Annotated in this window: 16 protein-coding genes; 6 read left to right on the top strand and 10 right to left on the bottom strand. The window is 68.9% G+C overall.

What is annotated here, in order from left to right; all coding sequences use genetic code 11:
• Nucleotides 1-193: 193 nt before the first annotated feature.
• From cydC to IG75_RS0118335, 5 genes are all read right to left on the bottom strand, one after another.
• On the bottom strand, nt 194-2044 hold the full coding sequence (cydC, locus tag IG75_RS0118355) for a thiol reductant ABC exporter subunit CydC (RefSeq protein WP_030522848.1): 1851 nt from the start codon (nt 2042-2044) through the stop codon (nt 194-196).
• A gap of 65 nt (nt 2045-2109) precedes the next feature.
• The gene (locus IG75_RS0118350) at nt 2110-4167 is read right to left on the bottom strand and encodes an ATP-binding cassette domain-containing protein (protein WP_030522849.1); all 2058 of its coding nucleotides are present in this window, start codon (nt 4165-4167) and stop codon (nt 2110-2112) included.
• 4 nt (nt 4168-4171) lie between these two features.
• Nucleotides 4172-5206, bottom strand: coding sequence for a cytochrome d ubiquinol oxidase subunit II (gene cydB, locus IG75_RS0118345; RefSeq protein WP_030522850.1), 1035 nt, complete (start codon nt 5204-5206; stop codon nt 4172-4174).
• Between the two features lie 9 nt (nt 5207-5215).
• Nucleotides 5216-6679: a cytochrome ubiquinol oxidase subunit I gene (locus IG75_RS0118340; protein WP_030522851.1), complete on the bottom strand. Its 1464-nt coding sequence runs from the start codon at nt 6677-6679 to the stop codon at nt 5216-5218.
• A 161-nt stretch (nt 6680-6840) separates the two neighbouring features.
• Nucleotides 6841-7761 (bottom strand): aminodeoxychorismate lyase, encoded by a 921-nt coding sequence (locus tag IG75_RS0118335; protein ID WP_030522852.1) that lies wholly within the window; start codon nt 7759-7761, stop codon nt 6841-6843.
• 151 nt (nt 7762-7912) lie between these two features.
• On the opposite strand from IG75_RS0118335, the gene IG75_RS0118330 reads away from it, so the two are divergent.
• From IG75_RS0118330 to IG75_RS0118310, 5 genes are all read left to right on the top strand, one after another.
• A complete protein-coding gene (locus IG75_RS0118330) occupies nt 7913-8311 on the top strand; it encodes a sterol carrier family protein (RefSeq protein ID WP_030522853.1) in 399 nt (132 codons plus the stop codon).
• Nucleotides 8312-8381: 70 nt separating this feature from the next.
• Entirely contained in the window at nt 8382-9497 is a 1116-nt protein-coding gene (gene ygfZ / locus IG75_RS0118325; protein WP_030522854.1) for a CAF17-like 4Fe-4S cluster assembly/insertion protein YgfZ, read from the top strand.
• Nucleotides 9498-9531: 34 nt separating this feature from the next.
• A complete protein-coding gene (locus tag IG75_RS0118320) occupies nt 9532-10215 on the top strand; it encodes an MOSC domain-containing protein (RefSeq protein WP_030522855.1) in 684 nt (227 codons plus the stop codon).
• Complete coding sequence (locus tag IG75_RS0118315; RefSeq protein ID WP_030522856.1) at nt 10212-11177, top strand: asparaginase; 966 nt, start codon at nt 10212-10214, stop codon at nt 11175-11177. Before IG75_RS0118320 ends, IG75_RS0118315 begins: the two co-directional genes overlap by 4 nt.
• Nucleotides 11178-11339: 162 nt before the next feature.
• A complete protein-coding gene (locus IG75_RS0118310; protein WP_030522857.1) occupies nt 11340-11549 on the top strand; it encodes a DUF3073 domain-containing protein in 210 nt (69 codons plus the stop codon).
• Between the two features lie 386 nt (nt 11550-11935).
• Here the strand turns inward: IG75_RS0118310 and purM are convergent, their stop codons facing one another.
• The 3 genes from purM to IG75_RS37410 all read right to left on the bottom strand — a co-directional run bounded on the left by purM (nt 11936) and on the right by IG75_RS37410 (nt 15774).
• Complete coding sequence (gene purM / locus IG75_RS0118300; RefSeq protein WP_030522858.1) at nt 11936-13015, bottom strand: phosphoribosylformylglycinamidine cyclo-ligase; 1080 nt, start codon at nt 13013-13015, stop codon at nt 11936-11938.
• A gap of 340 nt (nt 13016-13355) precedes the next feature.
• Nucleotides 13356-14945, bottom strand: a complete 1590-nt coding sequence (gene purF, locus IG75_RS0118295; RefSeq protein WP_030522859.1) for an amidophosphoribosyltransferase — start codon at nt 14943-14945, stop codon at nt 13356-13358.
• 334 nt (nt 14946-15279) lie between these two features.
• On the bottom strand, nt 15280-15774 hold the full coding sequence (locus tag IG75_RS37410) for a WapI family immunity protein (protein WP_156059015.1): 495 nt from the start codon (nt 15772-15774) through the stop codon (nt 15280-15282).
• Nucleotides 15775-15979: 205 nt separating this feature from the next.
• Here IG75_RS37410 and IG75_RS0118285 point away from each other — a divergent pair, with 205 nt between their 5' ends.
• Nucleotides 15980-16948, top strand: coding sequence for an HAD family hydrolase (locus IG75_RS0118285; RefSeq protein ID WP_030522861.1), 969 nt, complete (start codon nt 15980-15982; stop codon nt 16946-16948).
• On the opposite strand, the gene IG75_RS0118280 is transcribed toward IG75_RS0118285, so the two are convergent.
• Complete coding sequence (locus IG75_RS0118280; RefSeq protein ID WP_030522862.1) at nt 16921-17571, bottom strand: CPBP family intramembrane glutamic endopeptidase; 651 nt, start codon at nt 17569-17571, stop codon at nt 16921-16923. The genes IG75_RS0118285 and IG75_RS0118280 overlap by 28 nt on opposite strands.
• Entirely contained in the window at nt 17568-19307 is a 1740-nt protein-coding gene (locus IG75_RS0118275; protein ID WP_036514547.1) for an alpha/beta hydrolase, read from the bottom strand. Before IG75_RS0118275 ends, IG75_RS0118280 begins: the two co-directional genes overlap by 4 nt.
• Between the last annotated feature and the right edge of the window lie 58 nt (nt 19308-19365).

Below are 19365 nucleotides of genomic sequence, written 5' to 3'. Positions count from 1 at the left end.
GGTGGGTCTCGCGGCCGATCCCGATCGGACGGATCGGGGACTCGGGGGCCGGGTGGCTGCCGTGGATTCGCTCAGCTCTGTAGCGATCGGAATCCGAAAGGACAGCCGGCTACAGCGCTCAGCTGGCAGCCACCTCACGCGTCCTGAGAATTTCCATTCTTGGGATCACCTCCTTCCTTGTGTAACTCCGAACTTAGCCACCACCGGTGGTAGTCGGCAACGGAATTTCGTCGAGGGCGTAACGGGTCGCTTTCCCGTCGGCGAAAGCGGCCCGGACCTGGCCCGATTCATCGACGGTGATCACCAGGCCGGCGCGGTGCCCGGCCGGTAGCTGATGTGTGACCACCACCACATCGCGGTCGGCCGCGACCAGGCCGCTGTCGATATCGAGCAGATCCCGCAAAAGCTGTGCGCCGGCCACGGCGTCGAGGTGTTCGGTGGGTTCGTCCAACAGGAGCGCACGGGCGGGCGACACCAGGGCTCGGGCGAGAAGGATGCGGCGGCGCTGACCGCCCGAGACCGCGGCGGCCCCGCCCGGCAGGTCGGTGTGCACGCCGTCGGGCAAGCCGGCCAGCCAGTCCCCCAGGCCGACCGTCCGCAGCGCCCGCTCGGCGGTCGCGGCGTCGAGATCGCCGCGGGCCACCCGCAGGTTCTCCAGCACGCTGGTACCGAACAGATGGGCGTCCTCGGCGAAGAACCGCACCTGGTCGTCCGGATCGTCGAAAAGACCGGCCCAGGCCATCAGCAGGGTGGTTTTCCCGGCACCACTGGGCCCGACCACCACGACCCGGGATGCCTGCGGACGTTCCGGGATCTGCCACTGCCCATCGCCCACCCAGCCGATGACGACTCCGTCGGCGCGGCTGTCGGCGTAGGGGAACGGATGCGGGTAGCCGCCGGTACCGAACCGTTTGCGGGTGCCGGTGACCCGCGGCGCTCCGCCGGTGGGGCCCGCGGCGGGTTCGTCGTCCTTTTCGAGGGGCTCCGGGCGGTGGTCGGGCGATACCGCCCGCAATCGGTGCAGGGCGGCCCGCGCGACGGTGACGGTTTGGGCGGCGGCCGGCAGCGGGCCGGTCGCCTCGAAGGCGGACAGCGGGAGCAGCACCAGTACGGCCAGCGCCATCGGGGTCATCGCGCCCGGCGTACCCCCGCCGGGACCGTAGACGATGATGCCGATGAGCAGGGCGGCGAGCACGGTCACGCCGGTGGCCAGCGGTATCGCCGCCGCCGCCCAGGCATTGCGGCCCGCGGCCCGGTCCTCGGCGGCCAGCGCCCGCCGGTTCGCCGCCGCCGCGGTGTCCAGCGCGGACTCCAGCCTCCCGGCGACCCGCAGTTCCGCGGCATGGTCGAGCACGGTGAGGGCGTGCGCGGCGAATTCGGCGCGATCCGCGCGCGCCGACCGTTCGGCGGCGGCCGCGGCGCGAGCCGACATCCAGGGCGCGACGATTCCGGAGAAGGCCAGTGCCGCTGCCAGCACCCCGGCGGCCGGTGGCGAAATGCAGGCCAGTAACCCCACTGCCGCCACTGCCAGCACCAGCGCCACCGCGACCGGGACGAAAGTCCGGACCACCACCGCCCCGAGATCGTCGATATCGGTGCCGACCCGCACCAGCACATCCCCGCGCCGCAGCCGGCCGGGCACCCCGGGGCCACCCGGCGCGGTGGGGGCGGTGGGCCCGCCCGCCGCGATTGCGGGGATATCGGCGCGGCGGGTCAGCCACAGGGGCGCGCGGGCCAGGGCCCGGTACACCGAGGTGCGGGCGGCGGTCATCGAGCGCAAGGCGACGTCGTGGGTGGCGAGCCGCTCCAGATACCGGCAGACACCGCGCGATATACCCAGTGCCCGCACCGCGACCACCGCGACGGTGAGGTCCAGTACCGGCGGCATCTGCCAGGCCCGGGCGATCAGCCAGGCAGCGAGCGCGGCGAGACCCAGCGCACTGCCCAGGGCCAGCACGCCCCACCCGGTCGCGAACGCCAGCCGCCGGCGGGACACCTCCAACAGATCCCACATCTGGTGGGTATCGCGCAGCAGCAGCCGCATCCGGGCCCGGCGGCGGCCCGCGCGGGACCGGCGGTGCGGAGGACGGGTGGTTTCGGTTCGAGAGCTCATCGCAACATTCGGGGGCAGGTCGTCGGTACCGCGACGATCTCGTCGGCTGCGGACAGTAGGGCCGGTCGGTGGGCGACCACGACCACGGTCGCGCCGGTACGCGCCAGTGTGGTGAGGGCCGCCGCCACCGCGACTTCGCTGTCGGCGTCCAGATGGGCGGTCGGTTCGTCCAACAACAGGATCGGGCGATCCGCGGCCAGTACCCGGGTCAGCGCGAGCCGCTGCCGTTGGCCGAGGGATAGTCCGATCCCCCCGGACCCGACCACGGTATCCCATCCGGCGGGCAGCGCCTCGAGCACGGCATCGAAACCGGTTACGGCACAGGCGGCGTCCAGTTCGCTGAGCACCCGGGCCGGGCCGCGGCGCGCCGGTCCGGCCACGGTGGCACCGAGCAGCTCGAGATTTTCCCGGAGGGTTCCCGGGACCAGTACCGGCCGCTGCGGGAGCCAGGCCAGCCGCGCCCACCACTGTTCGGCCGGGATCTCCCGGATATCGACGCCGTCGGCGAGCACCGCCCCGCGGGTGGGTTCGATCAACCCCAGGATCGCCTGCAGCGCGGTCGATTTCCCCGAGCCGTTCGGCCCGGTCAGCGCGGTGACGGCGCCGGGGCGGAATACGGCGTGCAAACCGTCCGGCGCCGCACCGTCCCTGGAATCGACTGTCAGGTCACACAGTTCGACGACGCCCTCGCCCGGGGAGCCGGCCCGGTGGTGCCGTGTTCCGTCGACGTTCACCGCACCGCCGGAAGGCGGGGTCGCCACGGCGCCGGAAGCCGAGGTCACGCCAGCCGCCGTGCCGGTCACCGCGGTACCGGAGGCCGGGCTCGTCGCCGTGCCCGGATCCCGGCTCGCCGCTGTCCCGGAACCCGAGGTCACCGCCGTGCCGGAAACCTGGCGAGCCGCTGTCCCGGAAGCCGGGGGTACCGCCGTGCCGGAAACCGGGGTCGCCACGGTGCCGGAAGCCGTGGGCGCCGCCGTATCGGAGGCCGCGATCGCCCCGGTCCGGAAGCGTGTTTTCTCGCTCTGTGCGTCCGGCGCGGCGATCGCATCCGCGGTGTCTCCGGCCGCGGGGTCCAGCACAGCGAAAGCCCTATCGGCCGCCGCCATACCGTCCTGTGCGGCATGGAAACGTTCCCCCACGGTCCGCAGCGGCAGGTAGACCTCCGGGGCGAGGACCAGGGCGACGATTCCGGCGTAGAGGCTCATATCGCCGTGCACCAGGCGCATCCCGATCGCCACCGCCACCAGCGCGACCGACAGGGTGGCCAGCAATTCGAGCACCATCGAGGACAGGAACGCGATCCGCAGTGCGGCCATGGTGCGGCGGTGCAGCGTTTCGCCGAGTTCCCGGACGCGGCCGCTCATCGTGCGTCCGGGGATATCGGTCGCCTCACCTGTCTCCCGGCCGAGGGCACGCAGGGTGGGCATACCGGCGAACAGGTCCAGGAGTTGATCCGAGAGCCGCGTGGTGGCCGCGAGTGTCTCCCGGGCCCGGCCCTCGGTGAGCAGGCCGATGAGGACCATGAATATCGGGATCAGTGGCAGGGTGATCACCACGATCACCGCCGAGGTGAGGTCGTGGACGGCGATCACCGTCAGTATCACCGGGGGTACGAGGACCGCGAGCAGCAGTGCGGGCACATAGCCGGTCAGGTAGGCACGCAAACCGTTGAGGCCGCTGCCCACCACGACCGCTAGCTCGGTCCGCCGCCTTTCGAGTTCCCGGGGCGGGAGTCCGGCGCCCGCGGCGAGGACCGCCTGTTCGAGTTCGGTGACGACCCGGGCGCCGGCCCGGTGCGCGATCCGCGACTGCCACCACGCCGCCAGTACCCGCCCGCCGAGCGCGAGTGCGAGCAGCACCAGTTCCGTGGTCCACGAGCCGAGGGAGCGGCGGCCCGGGTCGGTGATCACCCCGGCCAGCACCCGCCCCAGCAGCACGGCCGCGCAGGCGATGCTGACCGTAGTCACCAGCGACAGGGCGACGCTCAGTGCGAGATAGCGCCGCGCCGAACGCGCGTACCGCCACAGGCGAGGGTCCACGGGCGGGCGGGCCATTGGCTCACTCCTCGGTTACAACGCGGGGTGGAAGTCCGATTCCGGGTGGGATGTGTTCGACACTAATGCGTTTCCGGAACACCCAGTAGGTCCAGGCCTGGTAACCCAGCACCACCGGGGTCACGATCACCGCGGCCCAGCTCATCACCTTCAGCGTGTACGGGGTCGAGGAGGCGTTGTCCACGGTCAGGTTGAACGCCGGGTCGATCGTGGAGGGCAGCACATCCGGGAACAGCGCGCCGAACAGCAGCGCGGTGGCGGCCAGCACCGTGAGCGCGGTCCCGGTGAAGGACCATCCGTCGCGCCCGGCCAGCAGCGCCGCGGCGCCGCCGAGCAACCCGAACACGGCCAGCGCCAGCGGAATCCAGGTCCAGGCGGATCCGTAGGCGAACTGGGTCCACAGGCCGAAGCCGGCGACGACCAGGGCCGTGGGCACCAGCAGCAGCCGGGCGGCGCGGTGCGCGTCGTCGCGGACTTCGCCGGCGGTTTTCAGCGCCAGGAACACCGCCCCGTGCAAAGCGAACAGCAGCCCGGTGGTGAGCGCGCCCAGGAGCGCGTACGGACCGAACAGTTCGCCGAAGGCGCCGGTGAACTGTTTGTCGGCGTCCAGTGGCACACCGCGCACGATATTGGCGAATACCCAGCCCCAGGCCAGCGCGGGCACCCAGGAACCGATTCCGATACCGAGGTCGCAGCGCGCCCGCCAGCGCGGATCGTCGATCTTGCCCCGGTATTCGATCGCGCAGATGCGCAGGATCAATGCCACCAGGAGCAGCAGCAACGCCAGATAGAAACCGGAGAACATGCTCGCGTACCACTCCGGGAACGCGGCGAACAGCGCGCCACCGGCGGTGATCAGCCAGACCTCGTTGCCGTCCCACACCGGGCCGATGGTGTTCAGTACCACGCGGCGGCGGGTATCGGAGCCCCGGCCGAGGATCGGCATGAGCATGCCGACTCCGAAATCGAAACCCTCGAGCACGAAATACCCGGTGAAGAGCACCCCGATCAGTACGAACCAGAATTCCTGCAGTCCCATACCCGGCTCCTAGTAGGCGAACGAAAGCTGTTCGGCGACGAGTTTCTCCGCGGGCTCGGCCGCGGTTTCGCCCGCCGGCCGTTCCGGCCCCTCGAGCACATAGCGCCGCATGAGGTAGAACCACACGACGGCCAGCAGCCCGTAGACCACCGTGAAGGTGATGAGCGAGACCCATACCGTCGCGGCCGCGTGATCGGAGACGCCCTGCTGCACCATCAGCCGCAGATCCTGGTCACCGGTCGGGTTGGGCACCACGACCCAGGGCTGGCGGCCCATCTCGGTGAACACCCAGCCGGCCGCGTTGGCCAGGAACGGGGTCGGGATGGCGAGCAGGCTCAGCCACGAGAACCAGCGCTGATGCGGAACCCGGCCGCGCCTGGTCATCCAGAGTCCGGCGAAGACCAGCAGGGCGGAACCGGCGGCGAGGCCGATCATGGCGCGGAACGACCAGTAGGTGACGAAGAGGTTGGGCCGGTAGTCGCCGGGCCCGAATTTCTCGTTGTAGGCGCGCTGCAGGTCGACGACGCCCTCCAGCTCCACCCCGGTGAACTTGCCCTCCGCCAGCCAGGGCAGCACGAACGGCACCTCGAGCACATGGGTGACGCTGTCACAGTTGTTGTGCGTGCCGACCGTGAGGATCGAGAAGTCCGGGTCGGTCTCGGTATGGCACAGCGATTCCGCCGAGGCCATCTTCATGGGCTGCTGCTCGAACATCAGCTTGCCCTGGACGTCGCCGGTGTAGACCAGCGCGAGGCCGGCGACCACCACCACCAGCAATGAGACCCGGGCCGCCGGGCGCCACACGGTGCGCGCCTCGGCGAGTTCACCGGTATCGCCGCTGCGCGCCTTGCGGACCATCCACCAGCCCGCGATTCCGGCGACGAAGGTGCCCGCGGTGAGGAACGATCCCGCGACCACGTGAGGGAAGGCGGCCAGCGCGGTGTTGTTGGTGAGCAGTTCGGTGATGCTGGACAGTTCGGCACGCCCGGTCTCCGGGTTGTACCGGGCACCCACCGGGTGCTGCATGAAGGAATTGGCCGCGATGATGAAGTACGCGGAGGCGTTGACGCCGATCGCCACCATCCAGATGGTGCCGAGATGGACGAGTTTGGGCAGCCGCGACCAGCCGAATATCCACAGTCCGATGAATGTGGATTCCATGAAGAAGGCCACGAGGCCTTCCAGTGCCAGCGGTGCGCCGAATACGTCGCCGACGAATCGGGAGTATTCGCTCCAGTTCATTCCGAACTGGAATTCCTGCACGATTCCGGTGGCGACGCCCAGCGCGAAATTGATGAGGAAGAGTTTCCCGAAGAATTTGGTGAGCCGGTACCAGTGCTCCTTGCCGGTGACGACCCAGGCCGTCTGCATTCCCGCGACGAGCGGCGCGAGGCCGATCGTCAGGGGTACGAACAAGAAGTGGTAGACGGTCGTGATGCCGAATTGCCATCGCGAGACATCCAGAGCGTCCACACCGAGCCTCCTGTTACTACGACGTGTCGTAGACCCAGACTACGCGTCGCCCCGGCCCGATCAATGTGTCGGCGGACACGACGCACTCGGCAATACGTGCACGGTCCGGCAACGGTTCCGGTCACACCGGAAACGGTCCGGCCACGCGGCGGCGCCCGCGATCACCAATCGGCGATGGTCCCGGCCCGTTCGATCCCCCGATCGACCATCTCGATGATCTCCGAAACCGACTCCGTCGCCGACATCCGTACGCCGTCAAGGGAATTGACCCGTGCGGCGAGCGTCACACTGCTGAGCATCCAGATGCTGTCGCAGTCGAACAGGTCGGCGGTGAACAGCGGTTCGTAACGGCAGTCGTAACCGCGGCGTTCGGCCTCGGCGTACAACGCCCGCTGGGTGATCCCCGGCAGCACACCGTTCTTCGCCGGCGGCGTGATCAGCTGTTTGTCCCGGGCGATCACCACCGTGGAACGCGGGCCCTCCAGTACACGGTGCTCGGTACTTGTGAAAATGACATCGTCGGCGCCCATCCGGGCGGCGAACCGCAGCGCGGCCATATTGGTCGCGTAGGACAGCGTTTTCGCGCCGAGCAATTGCCAGGGCGCCGCCTGGGCGAGGTCGATCGAGATACCCCGGGTCAAGGTGACCACCGCGACGCCCTCGGTTCTCGCCGCCGCCACCCGGTCGGCCAGCCCTGTCACCATGACGAAGGTCGTCGGGACCGGAACCGCCTCGGACAACTCCCCGGAGCGCAACCCCGCCTTGGGGCTGCCGAGCGCGCCCTCCCGACCGCGGGTCAGCACCAGGCGCATGACCCCTTCTTCTTCGCTGCCCCATTCCTTGGCCGCAGTTTCGATCGCACTGCGCCACCGGGCCAGGTCGGGCTCGGGTAGATCGAGCGCCTGGGCGGAGCGGCGCAGCCGGGCCAGATGAAAATCGAGCGCGCAGACCGTGCCACCGCGGACCAGAGCCGTTTCGAAAATTCCGTCGCCACGCAGGACGCCGATATCGTCGGCATACAACAACGGCTGGTCCGCATCGCGGACCTCGCCGTCGAGTGTTACAAGAACTCGATCCACCATGGCACGAGCGTAGGCCAACACCGCTCACTATGACGGACAGAAATCCGGGCTGCTCGGACAATGTCGGCCGATTCCCCGGACGCCGATACCGCAGCATCCGCCCAGGGTCCACCATTTCGATCATGCGGGTGGCGCTGGCTAAGGTCGGGCAATGGCGCGACGGACGGAAATCGACCCCGGCGTGGTGCGAGCCGCGGTGACCGCGGTCCGGGAATGGCTGCTCGACGAGAACCATCCGGCCCCGCCCCGGGCGGAGCTGGCGGCGGCGGTTCGCGGGACGGCGCGAGCCCTGGCCGCGGCCGCTCCCGGACATTCGGTGGAGGTGCGGGTCCCGCCCTTCGTCGCGGTGCAGTGCATCGAAGGCCCCCGGCACACCCGCGGCACTCCGCCCAACGTGGTGGAGACCGATGCGCGGACGTGGCTGCTGCTGGCGACCGGCCTCCAGGAATTCGCGGCGGCCGTCGCCGCGGGCGCGGTGGATGCCTCCGGTAGCCGGGCCGCCGAGATCGGTCGCTGGTTGCCGCTGGTCCCGGTACGCCCCGAAGACTGACCCGCGGCGAATCGCCTGGTCAACCCCCCGCTGATGCACGACAGGGTGATCTGCTCCTAGAGTGGAAGCTGTGTCCGTGCTCGCCGCACCCAGCCCTGTCCTCGCAGTACCGGGAGCCGTCGCGGCCCCGCCCGGCTCGCCGGACGAGTCCGTTCCCTGGCATTACGGCGATCCGCTCGGCGAACAACGCGCCGCGATCGAACGCGTGGCCATCGTGGATCGCTCCCACCGTTTCGTACTCACCGTCACCGGCGCCGAACGACTGAGCTGGCTGCACACCATCACCAGCCAGCACATCGCCGACCTGGGCGAGGGCCGCTCGGCGGAGAACCTGGATCTCGACCTCAACGGCCGGGTACTGAACCATTTCGTGCTCACCGAACTGGACGCGACGGTGTGGATCGACACCGAGGGCGACCGGGGTCCCGGCCTGCTGGACTTCCTCACCAAAATGGTGTTCTGGGCCGACGCGCAGCCGCGGGAAGCGGCCGATCACGCCGTCCTGAGCCTGCTCGGTCCGGAGGTCGCGACCCTGACCGGCGTACTCGGCCTCGACCGGCTGCCCGATACCTACGAGGCGGTCGCGGTCCCGGGCGGCGGTTTCCTGCGCCGGATGCCCTGGCCGACCGCGGACTCCTTCGACCTCGTCCTGCCCCGCGAACAACTCATGTCACGGTGGAACGAACTCACGGCCGCCGGTGCCGAACCGGCCGGCTCCTGGGCCTACGAGGCGCTGCGGGTGGCCGCCGTGCGGCCCCGGATCGGCCTCGACACCGACGACCGAACCATCCCGCACGAGGTGAACTGGATCGGCGGGCCCGACGAATACGGGGCCGTCCACCTGAACAAGGGCTGCTATCGCGGCCAGGAAACCGTGGCCCGGGTCCACAATCTCGGCAAACCGCCGCGCCGGCTGGTCCTGCTGCATCTGGACGGCTCCGCCGACGAGCGACCCGCTCCCGGCGAACCGGTCGAGGCCGGTAACCGTGCCGTGGGCGTCCTCGGCACCACGATCGACCACTACGAACTGGGCCCGGTCGCGCTCGCCCTGATAAAGCGATCCGTCCCCGCCGACACCCGGCTGACCGTGGGCGGCACCGCCGCGGCCATCGACCCCGATTCGGTGATCGCCGACGATGCCCCGCAGGCCGGGCGTCGCGCCGTCGAACGGCTCCGTGGCCGCTGAGCGGCGCCGGACGACGAGCCGAGAGGAGACAGCTGTGCACGTCGGTGCCATCGGCCGGGTGCTGGCCGCATGTGTCGTCCATGCCGACCTGGAGGTGCCGGGGCGGGTAGGGCGCAGCGCAATCGACAAGCGTCCGGTACCCGGCCGGGTGCGCGCCGGGCGGCTCGGGCTCGCCGGCGACCATGTGTGCAACACCCGCGACCACGGCGGCGTCCACCAGGCGGTGTACGGCTATGCCGAGGAGGACGCCCGGACCTGGTCGGCCGAACTCGGCCGCACCCTCGGACCCGGGTGGTTCGGCGAGAACCTGCGTATCTCCGGGCTGCCGCTCAGCGACGCCGTGCTCGGCGCGCGCTGCCGCGTCGGCGACGCACTACTGGAGGTGAGCGCACCCCGGGTGCCGTGCGCCACCTTCGGGCACTGGTCCGGGGAACGGCAGTGGGTGCGCCGTTTCGCCCTGCGGGCGAACACCGGATGCTATTTCCGGGTCCTCACCGAGGGCGAGGTGGGCGCCGGCGACCCGGTCGAATTCGTCCACGTGCCCGAGCACGGCATCACCGTCCGCGATGTCTTCACCGGTGCCGACCCCGCACGGCTCGAACGGCTGCTCACCGCCGAGCCCACCATCTCCGAAGAGATCCGCGCACAGATCGCCCGGCACACGCGCCGTCGTACCGCCTCGGCCGAGCCGGCCCCGGAACAGGAGACGGTCGGATGAGCGTGGATCTGGTCGAGGTGGTGCGTTCGGGGTTCCGGGAATGTGTGCACCGGGGCTCGGTCGTGATCATCGGCCCCGACGGTGAACCGACCTTCGCGGCCGGTTCGGTGCACGTGCCGATCTATCCGCGCTCCACCAATAAACCGCTGCAGGCGCTCACCCTGCTCAAACACGGTTTCACCCCCCTCGATGATGCGGAACTGGCCATCGCGACCGCCTCGCACACCGGCGAACCCGAGCACATCGAATTGGTCGAGCGGTTGCTGCGCCGTTTCGGATTCGGCGAGGACGATCTGGCCTGTCCCCCGGACCTGCCCGGCGACGAGCGGACCCGGGCCGGGGTGCTCTACCGCGGCGAGAAACCCGCCAAGCGGTATATGAACTGTTCGGGCAAACATGCCGCCATGCTGGCGACCTGCGCGGTGAACGGCTGGCCGGTCACCGGGTACACCGAGGTCGGCCACCCGCTGCAGCAGGCCGTGCTGGCCCAGATCATCGAGACGACCGGTGAGCCGGAAACCGATCTCGGCATCGACGGCTGCGGCCTGCCCATCGTCCCCGTCTCACTGACGAATCTGGCGCGTGCCTTCGCGACCCTGGCCACCGCCCCCGACGGCACACCCGAACGCCGGATCGCCACGGCGCTCCGCGCGCATCCACAGGTGATTTCGGGCACCAACGGCCCCGATCTGCTGACGATGAACGCTGTCCCCGAACTGATCTGCAAGATCGGCGCCGACGGCGTGCACGCCGGAGCGTTACCCGACGGCAGCGCCTTCGCCTACAAGATCGACGACGGCGCCGACCGCGCCAGAATCCCGCTGACCATGGCAATCCTGCAGCGTATGGGCGTCGGATGGTCCGATGAATTGGCGGCGCTGGCGGCCCCGCCGGTGCTCGGCGGGGGAACCCGGGTCGGTGTGATCCGGGTCATACCGGGCTCGGTTCCGCCTGGGGACTGAGCGGCGAAACATCGGCAAACCGGTCGGTCGATCCCGCGGATAGCCGACTCGTGGAAGCGCGACGGCCGGACACGCGCTAAAGTGTCTGTCAGGAAGATATTAATTCGAACGGGGCCGCCACCAATCCCCAGGCCGCCCCGCTGTGACGCGAGGGGGTCAGCCATGGGCCGTGGCCGGGCTAAGGCAAAGCAGACCAAGGTTGCGCGCGAGCTGAAGTACAGCTCGCCGTCGACCGACTTCGCGAGCCTTCAGCGCGAGCTTTCCGGTAGCGACAACACCCCACGCGGTGGCGTCCTGTCGGATGAGCACGACGCGGACAGATCCTTGTCCAAGTGGGACGAGGACGACGACTACGACAGCTGGCGCCGCTGATCACGGTGCATACGCTCGGGGAGGCCCGTAGGCCTCCCTTTCGGTCGTTTACGCCGGTTCGCGCCGTTTTCCGCCGGTTTGCCCGGCGGTGGACGACGTGAACCGGCGGTACGACCCGAGTAGCACGCGGATCATCGCGTTGGTTCCGACCAAGAGTCGGTGGGCGATCTGTCATCCACCGGACGGGAGTCGAGTCCGAGAAGTCCGGTCACCGCGCTGGGGCTCGCGCTCCGAGTGCACGACTCCGGAATACCGATAGCTGCGCGTTGACCCGCGGGCCGTGGGGACCACGCTGTCGCGATACCGGGACGCGCGGATTCAGACGCACGGAACATCAATGGAATCCGGAAGGTCCGGCCGCCGGATCACGCCGGCCGGACCGCGGATCAGAAACGCGGATGGTCCCCGAGCAGAACCGCCCGCGGCGCATCCACATCCTTGGCCTTCTTCACGCTGCCCAGCGTCCAGCACTCGATATGGCGCGCGGTGAGCACCGCCAGCGCGCGATCGACATCCTCGGGCGCGACCACGGCGACCATCCCGACGCCCATATTGAACGTCTTCTCCATCTCCACGCGGTCCACCCGGCCACGCTGCGCGATCATCTTGAACACCGGCGCCGGATTCCAGGTCCCGCGGTCGAGTTCGGCCACCAGCCCGGCGGGCAGCACCCGGGCCAGGTTCGCGGCCAGACCACCACCGGTGATATGCGCGAACGTCCGCACATCGGTCTCGGCGATCAACGCCAGGCAATCCTTGGCATAGATCCGGGTCGGCTCCAGCAACTCCTCACCGAGGGTGCGGCCGAACTCCTCCACATGCCCGGTCAACGCCATACGGTCGATCTCCAGCAGCACCTTGCGCGCCAGACTGTAACCGTTGGAATGCAGACCCGACGAACCCATCGCGATCACGACATCCCCCGGACGCACCCGATCGGGCCCCAGCAGATCATCGGCCTCGACCACACCGACACCGGTCGCCGACAGATCGTAGTCCTGGGCACCCATCATCCCCGGATGCTCGGCCGTCTCACCACCCAGCAACGCGCAACCGGCCCGCACACACCCCTCGGCGATACCGGCCACCAGTTCGGCCACCCGCTCCGGCACCACCTTGCCGACCGCGATGTAATCCTGCAGGAACAACGGCTCGGCCCCGCACACCACCAGATCGTCGACGACCATGGCCACCAGGTCCAGACCCAGCGTGTCATGCTTGTCCAGCGCCTGGGCCACCGCGATCTTCGTACCGACCCCATCGGTCGACGAAGCCAGCAGCGGCTCCCGATAGCTCTTCTTCAGCGCGAACAATCCGGCGAAGCCACCGATCCCGCCCTGCACCTCGGGCCGGCTCGCCTTACGCGCCAGCGGGGCGAACAACTCGACAGCCCTGTCACCGGCCTCGATATCCACTCCAGCTGCGGCATAGGACGCACCGGCACCGGTGGGGTTCTGCTCAGTCATTGTCGGGGAAAGCTCCAAACCGAATTCGCGGATAATTGCCTGCTCAGAGTTTATGGCGTCGCCCCGGAGCGTGGGGGGCCGGGCTGTGTTTATCTGCGGCGCCTTCGGCGCCGCGGGGTTGAGGCCCCCTTGGTCTCGCCGTTTCGGCCTCGGGACTCGCGCCTGCGGCGCATGCGCTTCGAGGCCCGTCTCGCCCCTTGGCCGAAGGTGCTCAAAGGTCACCCTCTATGGACGGCCCACCGCACATCGCATGCGGCGCAGCCGCGAGTCCCGAGGCCTGAAGGGCGGAGACCAAGGGGGCCTCAACCCCCGCGCGCCAGCGCGCCAAAAACACAGCCCCCTACGGCCGGCTGAGGGCGCTCGCGTTGGCGTTCTCGGTGAGGACGCGGGATTGGGACCGCCCGCCGAACTCCAGGAGGTTCTTGCCGATCGCGGCTTCGGTGGGAAGCGGGATCGGGTAGTTCCCGTCGAAACAGGCGCAGCACAGGCGGGTGCGGGGCTGTTCGGTGGCGGCGACCATTCCGTCGATCGAGATATAGCCGAGGGTGTCGGCTCCGATGGAGCGGCGGACGCCCTCGACCATGTCGTGCATCGCCTCCGGGTCGGCAGGCATTCCGTCGGGGTCGGTGCCGGCGTTGTTGGCGACCAACTCGGCGCGGGAAGCGAAATCGATCCCGTAGAAGCACGGCCATTTCACCGGCGGGGAGGCGATCCGGACGTGGATCTCCAAGGCGCCGGCTTCGCGCAGCATCCGGATGAGGGCGCGCTGGGTGTTGCCGCGGACGATCGAATCGTCGACGACGATGAGGCGTTTGCCACGGATCACTTCGCGCAGCGGGTTGAGTTTCAACCGGATCCCGAGCTGGCGGATGGTCTGGCTGGGCTGGATGAAGGTGCGGCCGACGTAGGCGTTCTTCATCAGGCCCTGTCCGTAGGGCACGCCGGATCCCTGCGCGTAGCCGACCGCGGCGGGGGTGCCGGATTCGGGGACCGGGATCACCAGATCGGCGTCGATCGGGTGTTCGGCGGCGAGGCGGCGGCCGATGTCGACGCGGGTGGCGTGCACCGAGCGCCCGGAGATGGTGCTGTCGGGACGGGCCAGATACACGTACTCGAAAACACAGCCCTTGGGTTCGGGATTGGCGAATCGGGAGGAACGCACGCCCTCGGCGTCGATGGCGAGCAATTCGCCCGGTTCGATCTCGCGGACGAAAGAGGCGCCGACGATATCGAGGGCGGCGGTTTCGCTGGCGACCACCCAGCCACGCTCCAGGCGGCCCAGCACCAGCGGGCGGACACCGTGCGGATCGCGGGCGGCGTAGAGGGTGTGTTCGTCCATGAAGGTCAGGCAGAAGGCGCCGCGCACCGTGGGCAGCAACTCCATGGCGGCCTGCTCGATACTCGAATCCGCGGAGGCGTGCGCCAGCAGCGCGGTCATCACATCGGAGTCCGAGGTTGCCGAGACGGCGCCGGGGCGGCCGGGGCCGGCGACCAGACCGAGTTCACGTGCCCGGTCGGCCAATTCGGCGGTATTGACCAGATTGCCGTTGTGGCCGAGCGCGAGCCCGGAACCGACGGCGGTGGTACGGAAGATCGGCTGGGCGTTCTCCCAGGTGGTGGCTCCCGTGGTGGAGTAGCGGCAGTGGCCGACGGCGACGTGGCCCGGCATGGCGGCCAGGGTCTGCTCGTCGAACACCTGGCTGACCAGGCCGAGATCCTTGAAGACCAGCACCTGCGATCCGTCGGAGACCGCGATTCCCGCGGCTTCCTGGCCGCGGTGCTGCAGGGCATAGAGGCCGTAGTAGGTGAGCTTGGCCACGTCCTCCCCCGGGGCCCAGACTCCGAAGACTCCGCATTCCTCGCGGGGCGGATTCTCGGTCTCGTCGGTTGCGGTGGGATTGCTGACTGCCGGTTGGTCGGCGTTGGTCACCGTGCGCTCCCTGGTCGGGCGGGTGTGGGGGCACTCGACATTCTACGGGTGTGTCGCGCTTGCGCGTCACCGGATCAGCACTCCGGCAGCAAGCAGACCCGGAACGGCCGTTACCGGGGTCCCGGGCCCGCGCCGACGTGGGCCAGCAAACCTTCATACCCAGTTAACCCCCCTTTCACCTGCTGAAACGAGGGTATCCGGATTCTCCCGGGCCTCCTCGCGGACGCCGGCAGCCGACGCGGGTCACCCCCGGCCATAAGCCCCGCGCGCCACCCGGCGCAACGTGGGCGATATCACCCGTGGAGCCGCCACGAACGCGACCCGTATGCGCCGCTCAGCGGGCGCGACCGAGCAGGCTGCCACCCGGCGGGAGGTAGCTGTCCACTTCAGCGCCCAGGTCCTTGGCGGCGGTGGCGATATCGGCGGCCGCGAGGCGGGCCGTGACGATGTACGGCGACCCCGCGGTGGCCCGCCGGTCCCAGGGTGGGGAGAACTCCAGATCCAGGCCGATCCGCATGTCGATCTCACCGCCGGTACGGGTGGCCGTGAAACTCAGATTCGGTTCGGTGAAGGCGAGCCGGGCGGGACCGTCGGCGGGCGCACCACTCGGTTCCGCCTCGGCCGCGATCCGGCGTAGCCAGTCCGCCAGTTCGACTGTGTCGTCCAGACTCAATGCCTGCCAGCGGAAGGACCAATTCCCGTCGGGGCAATTCGCGGTACCGGCGATCACCAGCCAGCTGTACCGGATTCGCGGATCGATATGGTCCGGAAACTGATATCCGGCAATGGTGAGTTCCACACCATATCCGTCGCTGTCGATCAATCTCACGGGCGAAGTGTGTCATCCTCGCGACAATCGCGCCCGGGTCGGCGGCGAATACGGAAGAGTCCGCCGGGCCATTCGCAGGCGACGGTCTTCTCGTCTGTGGTGCGGCGGGATAGGCCGGGCTAAACTACGACAACCCGACCGACGTAGGTAGACAGGACGGTCCCGGCGGTACGAAAACTCCCTATTAGCAACAGGATTCGATCGAGTGGACCTGACGAATCTCATCGCGCTCGGCACCAATCTGCCCGCGTCGAGACTGCTGGAGGTGGCACGCACCACCCTCGTCGACACCACCCACGCCTTCGCCCGCACCGGGACGGTACCGCAGTACCACCACGCATCCGCCGGCCTTCGCGTACATACCGACACGATGACGACCGTGGACAGCATTGCGTTCCGCGTGCCGATCTACCATCCACTGCACCCCGTCCCTGCTGGTAGCGGGCCATACAACGTTGTGGTCAGGGACGACAATCCGGCGGCGGGCCGACTGCTGAGCCGGCTGGTCGGGGAACGCCGCTGCCTGATCTTCGACGTCGACGGTCCGATCTGCTCGGTGTTCGATCAGTTTCGCGACTACGAAGTGGCCGAGCAGATGCGCAGATCGCTGGACCTTCCCTTCCCGGAACACATTGCCACGGCCAACGACCCGTTTGCGGTGTTCCGTTACGCCGCGAGCTTCGGCGATCGATATGCCCGGCTGGCCGAACGTGAGCTCGCCAGGTTGGAGGTCGAGGCCATGGGTAGCGCGCGCCCGACGCCCGGCGCCGACGAGACCCTGATAGCCAACCACGCTCGTTCCGGCCTGAACATCATGCTCAGCAACAACTGTGTCGCCGCGGTCGACCGGTATCACGCCCGCCGCGCGACACAGGGCCTCGTCGACGGCAATTACAGTCGCGGCGTAGCCGAGGACCGCCGCTACTACACCAGTCTCCTCAAACCCGACCCGTTCCCATTGGAGCGCGCGATGGCCGGCACGAACGTCTCACCCCGTGAATGCCTCTACATCGGTGATTCCACTACCGATATCCAGGTCGCCCATGCGGCGGGTATGCCGGCTATCGCCTTCGCGGACAAACCCGGCAAGATCGAGGCATTCGCCCCGTTCGAGCCGGATGTGATCATCACCGAGATGTCCGCTGTTCAACGCGCCCTATCGGCACCGGCGTGATCTCCGATCGAGCGGACGCGGCGGCTACGGGTGAGCACCGCGCCGCCTGCGTTCACCGCCCAGTGCAGCAGCGCGGGCGCGGTGGCGCTTCCGGTATGCCGAAAGAGGACGCCGAAGAACAGGCCGGATATACCGGTGAACCCGACGGTCGCCCAGACGTTGTCGCCCGCGGCGCGGGCGGGGTGAATATGCCAGAGCCCGAAGACAGCGGCACCGGCCACAGCACCTGTCGTCGCGCCGAAGGCACGGTCCAGCAGCGGATCCAACGTCCCTCGGAAGATCATCTCCTCGGCGTACACCGTGCCGAGCGGAATATGCACAGCTACCCATTCCACACTGCCTACCTCCGGTGCCCGGTCATCCGCATCACCGAGTATCCGGCGCACCGGCGGTATGACCAGAGCCGCCGTACAACCCGCGGCCACGACCGCGGCGCATCCGATCCCCCAGCGGATGCCGCTCTCGGAGAACCAATTCGGGCGACCGCCGAATACGAATCCGTAACCGGTCGCGGCGACCATATTGGCCACGGTGCGGCCACGGCGGTCGAGCTCTAGACGGGGCAGCAGCCAGTTGTTCCAGAGCACCGGTATGGTCGCCGCGGCAAGTATCTGTGCCTTCACTTCACTTCCCGCTCATAGGCTTCGTACGCTTCGATCTCGAGCCTGATCCGCTCCGCCAGTTCGGGATTCCAGTACGGCGGTTGGGCGACCGCGGCCCAGCCGTCCAGCACCAGACTGCCGTAGCGGTGGCCGTGCCCGTCACGCACCCCCTGGGCGTTCGTGAGATCCGCGCTGATCTGCCAGAAGGTGACCAGCGGCGCCCAGCGCACCCGGGGCGAGACATCGGCGCCGCGCGGTTCCGACAGCCAATCCGGCCGGGTCAGCGCGAGATCCGGAGACCACCAGACGATCGGGTCGGAGGCGTGCTGCAGGTAGGCGATCCGCGGTGCCCGCCATTCCGGACCGGGCCGGGCGAGGTCCTCCCGGTCTCCGGCGAACCGGATCACCAGGCCGTCGGCGTAGACGGGCTCGGTTTCCGGCGATCCGGGATCACGCCGGTTCACGAACTGCTGCCACAGCCGGTTGGAGTTCGGCGGTCCGACCCAGAGCGCACCGTCCACTTTCTCCCGCAGGTCGGCGAGCCCGTCGAAAGCGGCCTCCGAACCCTGCGATCCGAGGCTTTCGCCGTAGACGAGCAACTTCGGACGCTCGGCGGCCGGCCGGGTCGAGGTTTTGCGGTAGACCGCGTCGAACAGTTCCCGGCCCGCGGTGGCGGCCTTGCCGCGGTCGGCCAGAAACGACAGCGCGCTGGGCAGATACGAGTACTGGGTGGCCACGATGGCCGAATCACCGCCGTACATGTATTCGATGGCGTTGGCGGCCATGGAATTGACCCAGCCGGTGCCGGTGGTGGTGACCACGACCAGCGCCTTCCGGTCGAAGGCGCCGGTGCGCTCCAATTCGGCGACCGCCAGATCGGCCTGGCTCAGTCCGGTGTCCTCGACCGATTCCAGCCCGACATATGTGCGGATGGGTTCCTTCGTGGGCCGGCCGGTGACCCAGGAGATGCGCTGGGCACTCGGCCCGTGCGAAACGAACCAGCGTCCCTCGAACCCGAGGGTTTCCCAGGGGGCGAACGACTCCGGGCTACCCGAGCGTTCGGCGAGGCGGGGCTGTACGGCGTATTCGGAGGTGTGGTCGTTGCGCACACTGAACGCCGAGTTCGCGGCGGCGAAGAAGGCGCGGGTGGCGACGCCGTTGAACAGGGTCACCACGAGCAGTACCAGGACCAGGAATCCCGCGGAGGGGGCCAGCTCCCGGGGTATCTTGACCCATCGGTTCAGCTGGCGGGCCAGATACAGGATCAGTTCGCGCACAGTGCGATAGCAGGCCACCACCAGCACCCCGACCGTGAGGCTCAGCCCCCCGGTACGCAGGTAGGCGGGAGTGGTGGTGCCCTCCATCCCCATCAGCGCGGTGATCTCGCGCTGCCAGTGCGCCGACTGCACCAGCATGTAGCCGGCGCTCAGCACGGCCGTCATCAGCACCGCGGATTTCAGGGCGTAGCGGGTCCAGGTGGGCGGCGCCGGTATCCGGGTGAGCCGCGGCCGCACCCACAATCGGAACAACCATTCCAGCAGACAGCCCACGCCGTACCCGATGGCCGCGTTGATCCCGCTGATCAGGCCCTGGAACATCCAGTCGCGCGGCAGCAGCGACGGTGAGACCGACAGCGCGAAGAACACCGTCGCGACCACCAGACCCACATAATTCAGGTCGATGATGTGCTCGGTCCGCCGGACCACCGCGACACACCGCCGCCGCAACCTCGTCACGGAATCAGCGGTTTCCAGCACCCGTCCAGTATGGCGGGCGGGACCGGCGCCGGAGGGTGGCCCGGGTCACCTCCGGCGC

Origin of the sequence: Nocardia rhamnosiphila NBRC 108938, from assembly GCF_000720425.1 — a bacterium.
GTDB classification, from domain to species: Bacteria; Actinomycetota; Actinomycetes; order Mycobacteriales; family Mycobacteriaceae; genus Nocardia; species Nocardia rhamnosiphila.
The sequence above is the reverse complement of the archived record's forward strand: the minus strand, read 5'-3'. Positions and strand labels throughout refer to the sequence as shown.

Bases quoted from the DNA above. Each gene is read 5' to 3' on its own strand.
- cydC (WP_030522848.1), bottom strand. From the start codon at position 2,044: ATGCGGCTGCTGCTGCGCGATACCCACCAGATGTGGGATCTGTTGGAG.
- IG75_RS0118330 (WP_030522853.1), top strand. From the start codon at position 7,913: ATGGCGCGACGGACGGAAATCGACCCCGGCGTGGTGCGAGCCGCGGTG.
- IG75_RS0118335 (WP_030522852.1), bottom strand. From the start codon at position 7,761: ATGGTGGATCGAGTTCTTGTAACACTCGACGGCGAGGTCCGCGATGCG.
- IG75_RS0118315 (WP_030522856.1), top strand. From the start codon at position 10,212: ATGAGCGTGGATCTGGTCGAGGTGGTGCGTTCGGGGTTCCGGGAATGT.
- purM (WP_030522858.1), bottom strand. From the start codon at position 13,015: ATGACTGAGCAGAACCCCACCGGTGCCGGTGCGTCCTATGCCGCAGCT.
- cydB (WP_030522850.1), bottom strand. From the start codon at position 5,206: ATGGGACTGCAGGAATTCTGGTTCGTACTGATCGGGGTGCTCTTCACC.
- IG75_RS0118310 (WP_030522857.1), top strand. From the start codon at position 11,340: ATGGGCCGTGGCCGGGCTAAGGCAAAGCAGACCAAGGTTGCGCGCGAG.
- IG75_RS0118350 (WP_030522849.1), bottom strand. From the start codon at position 4,167: ATGGCCCGCCCGCCCGTGGACCCTCGCCTGTGGCGGTACGCGCGTTCG.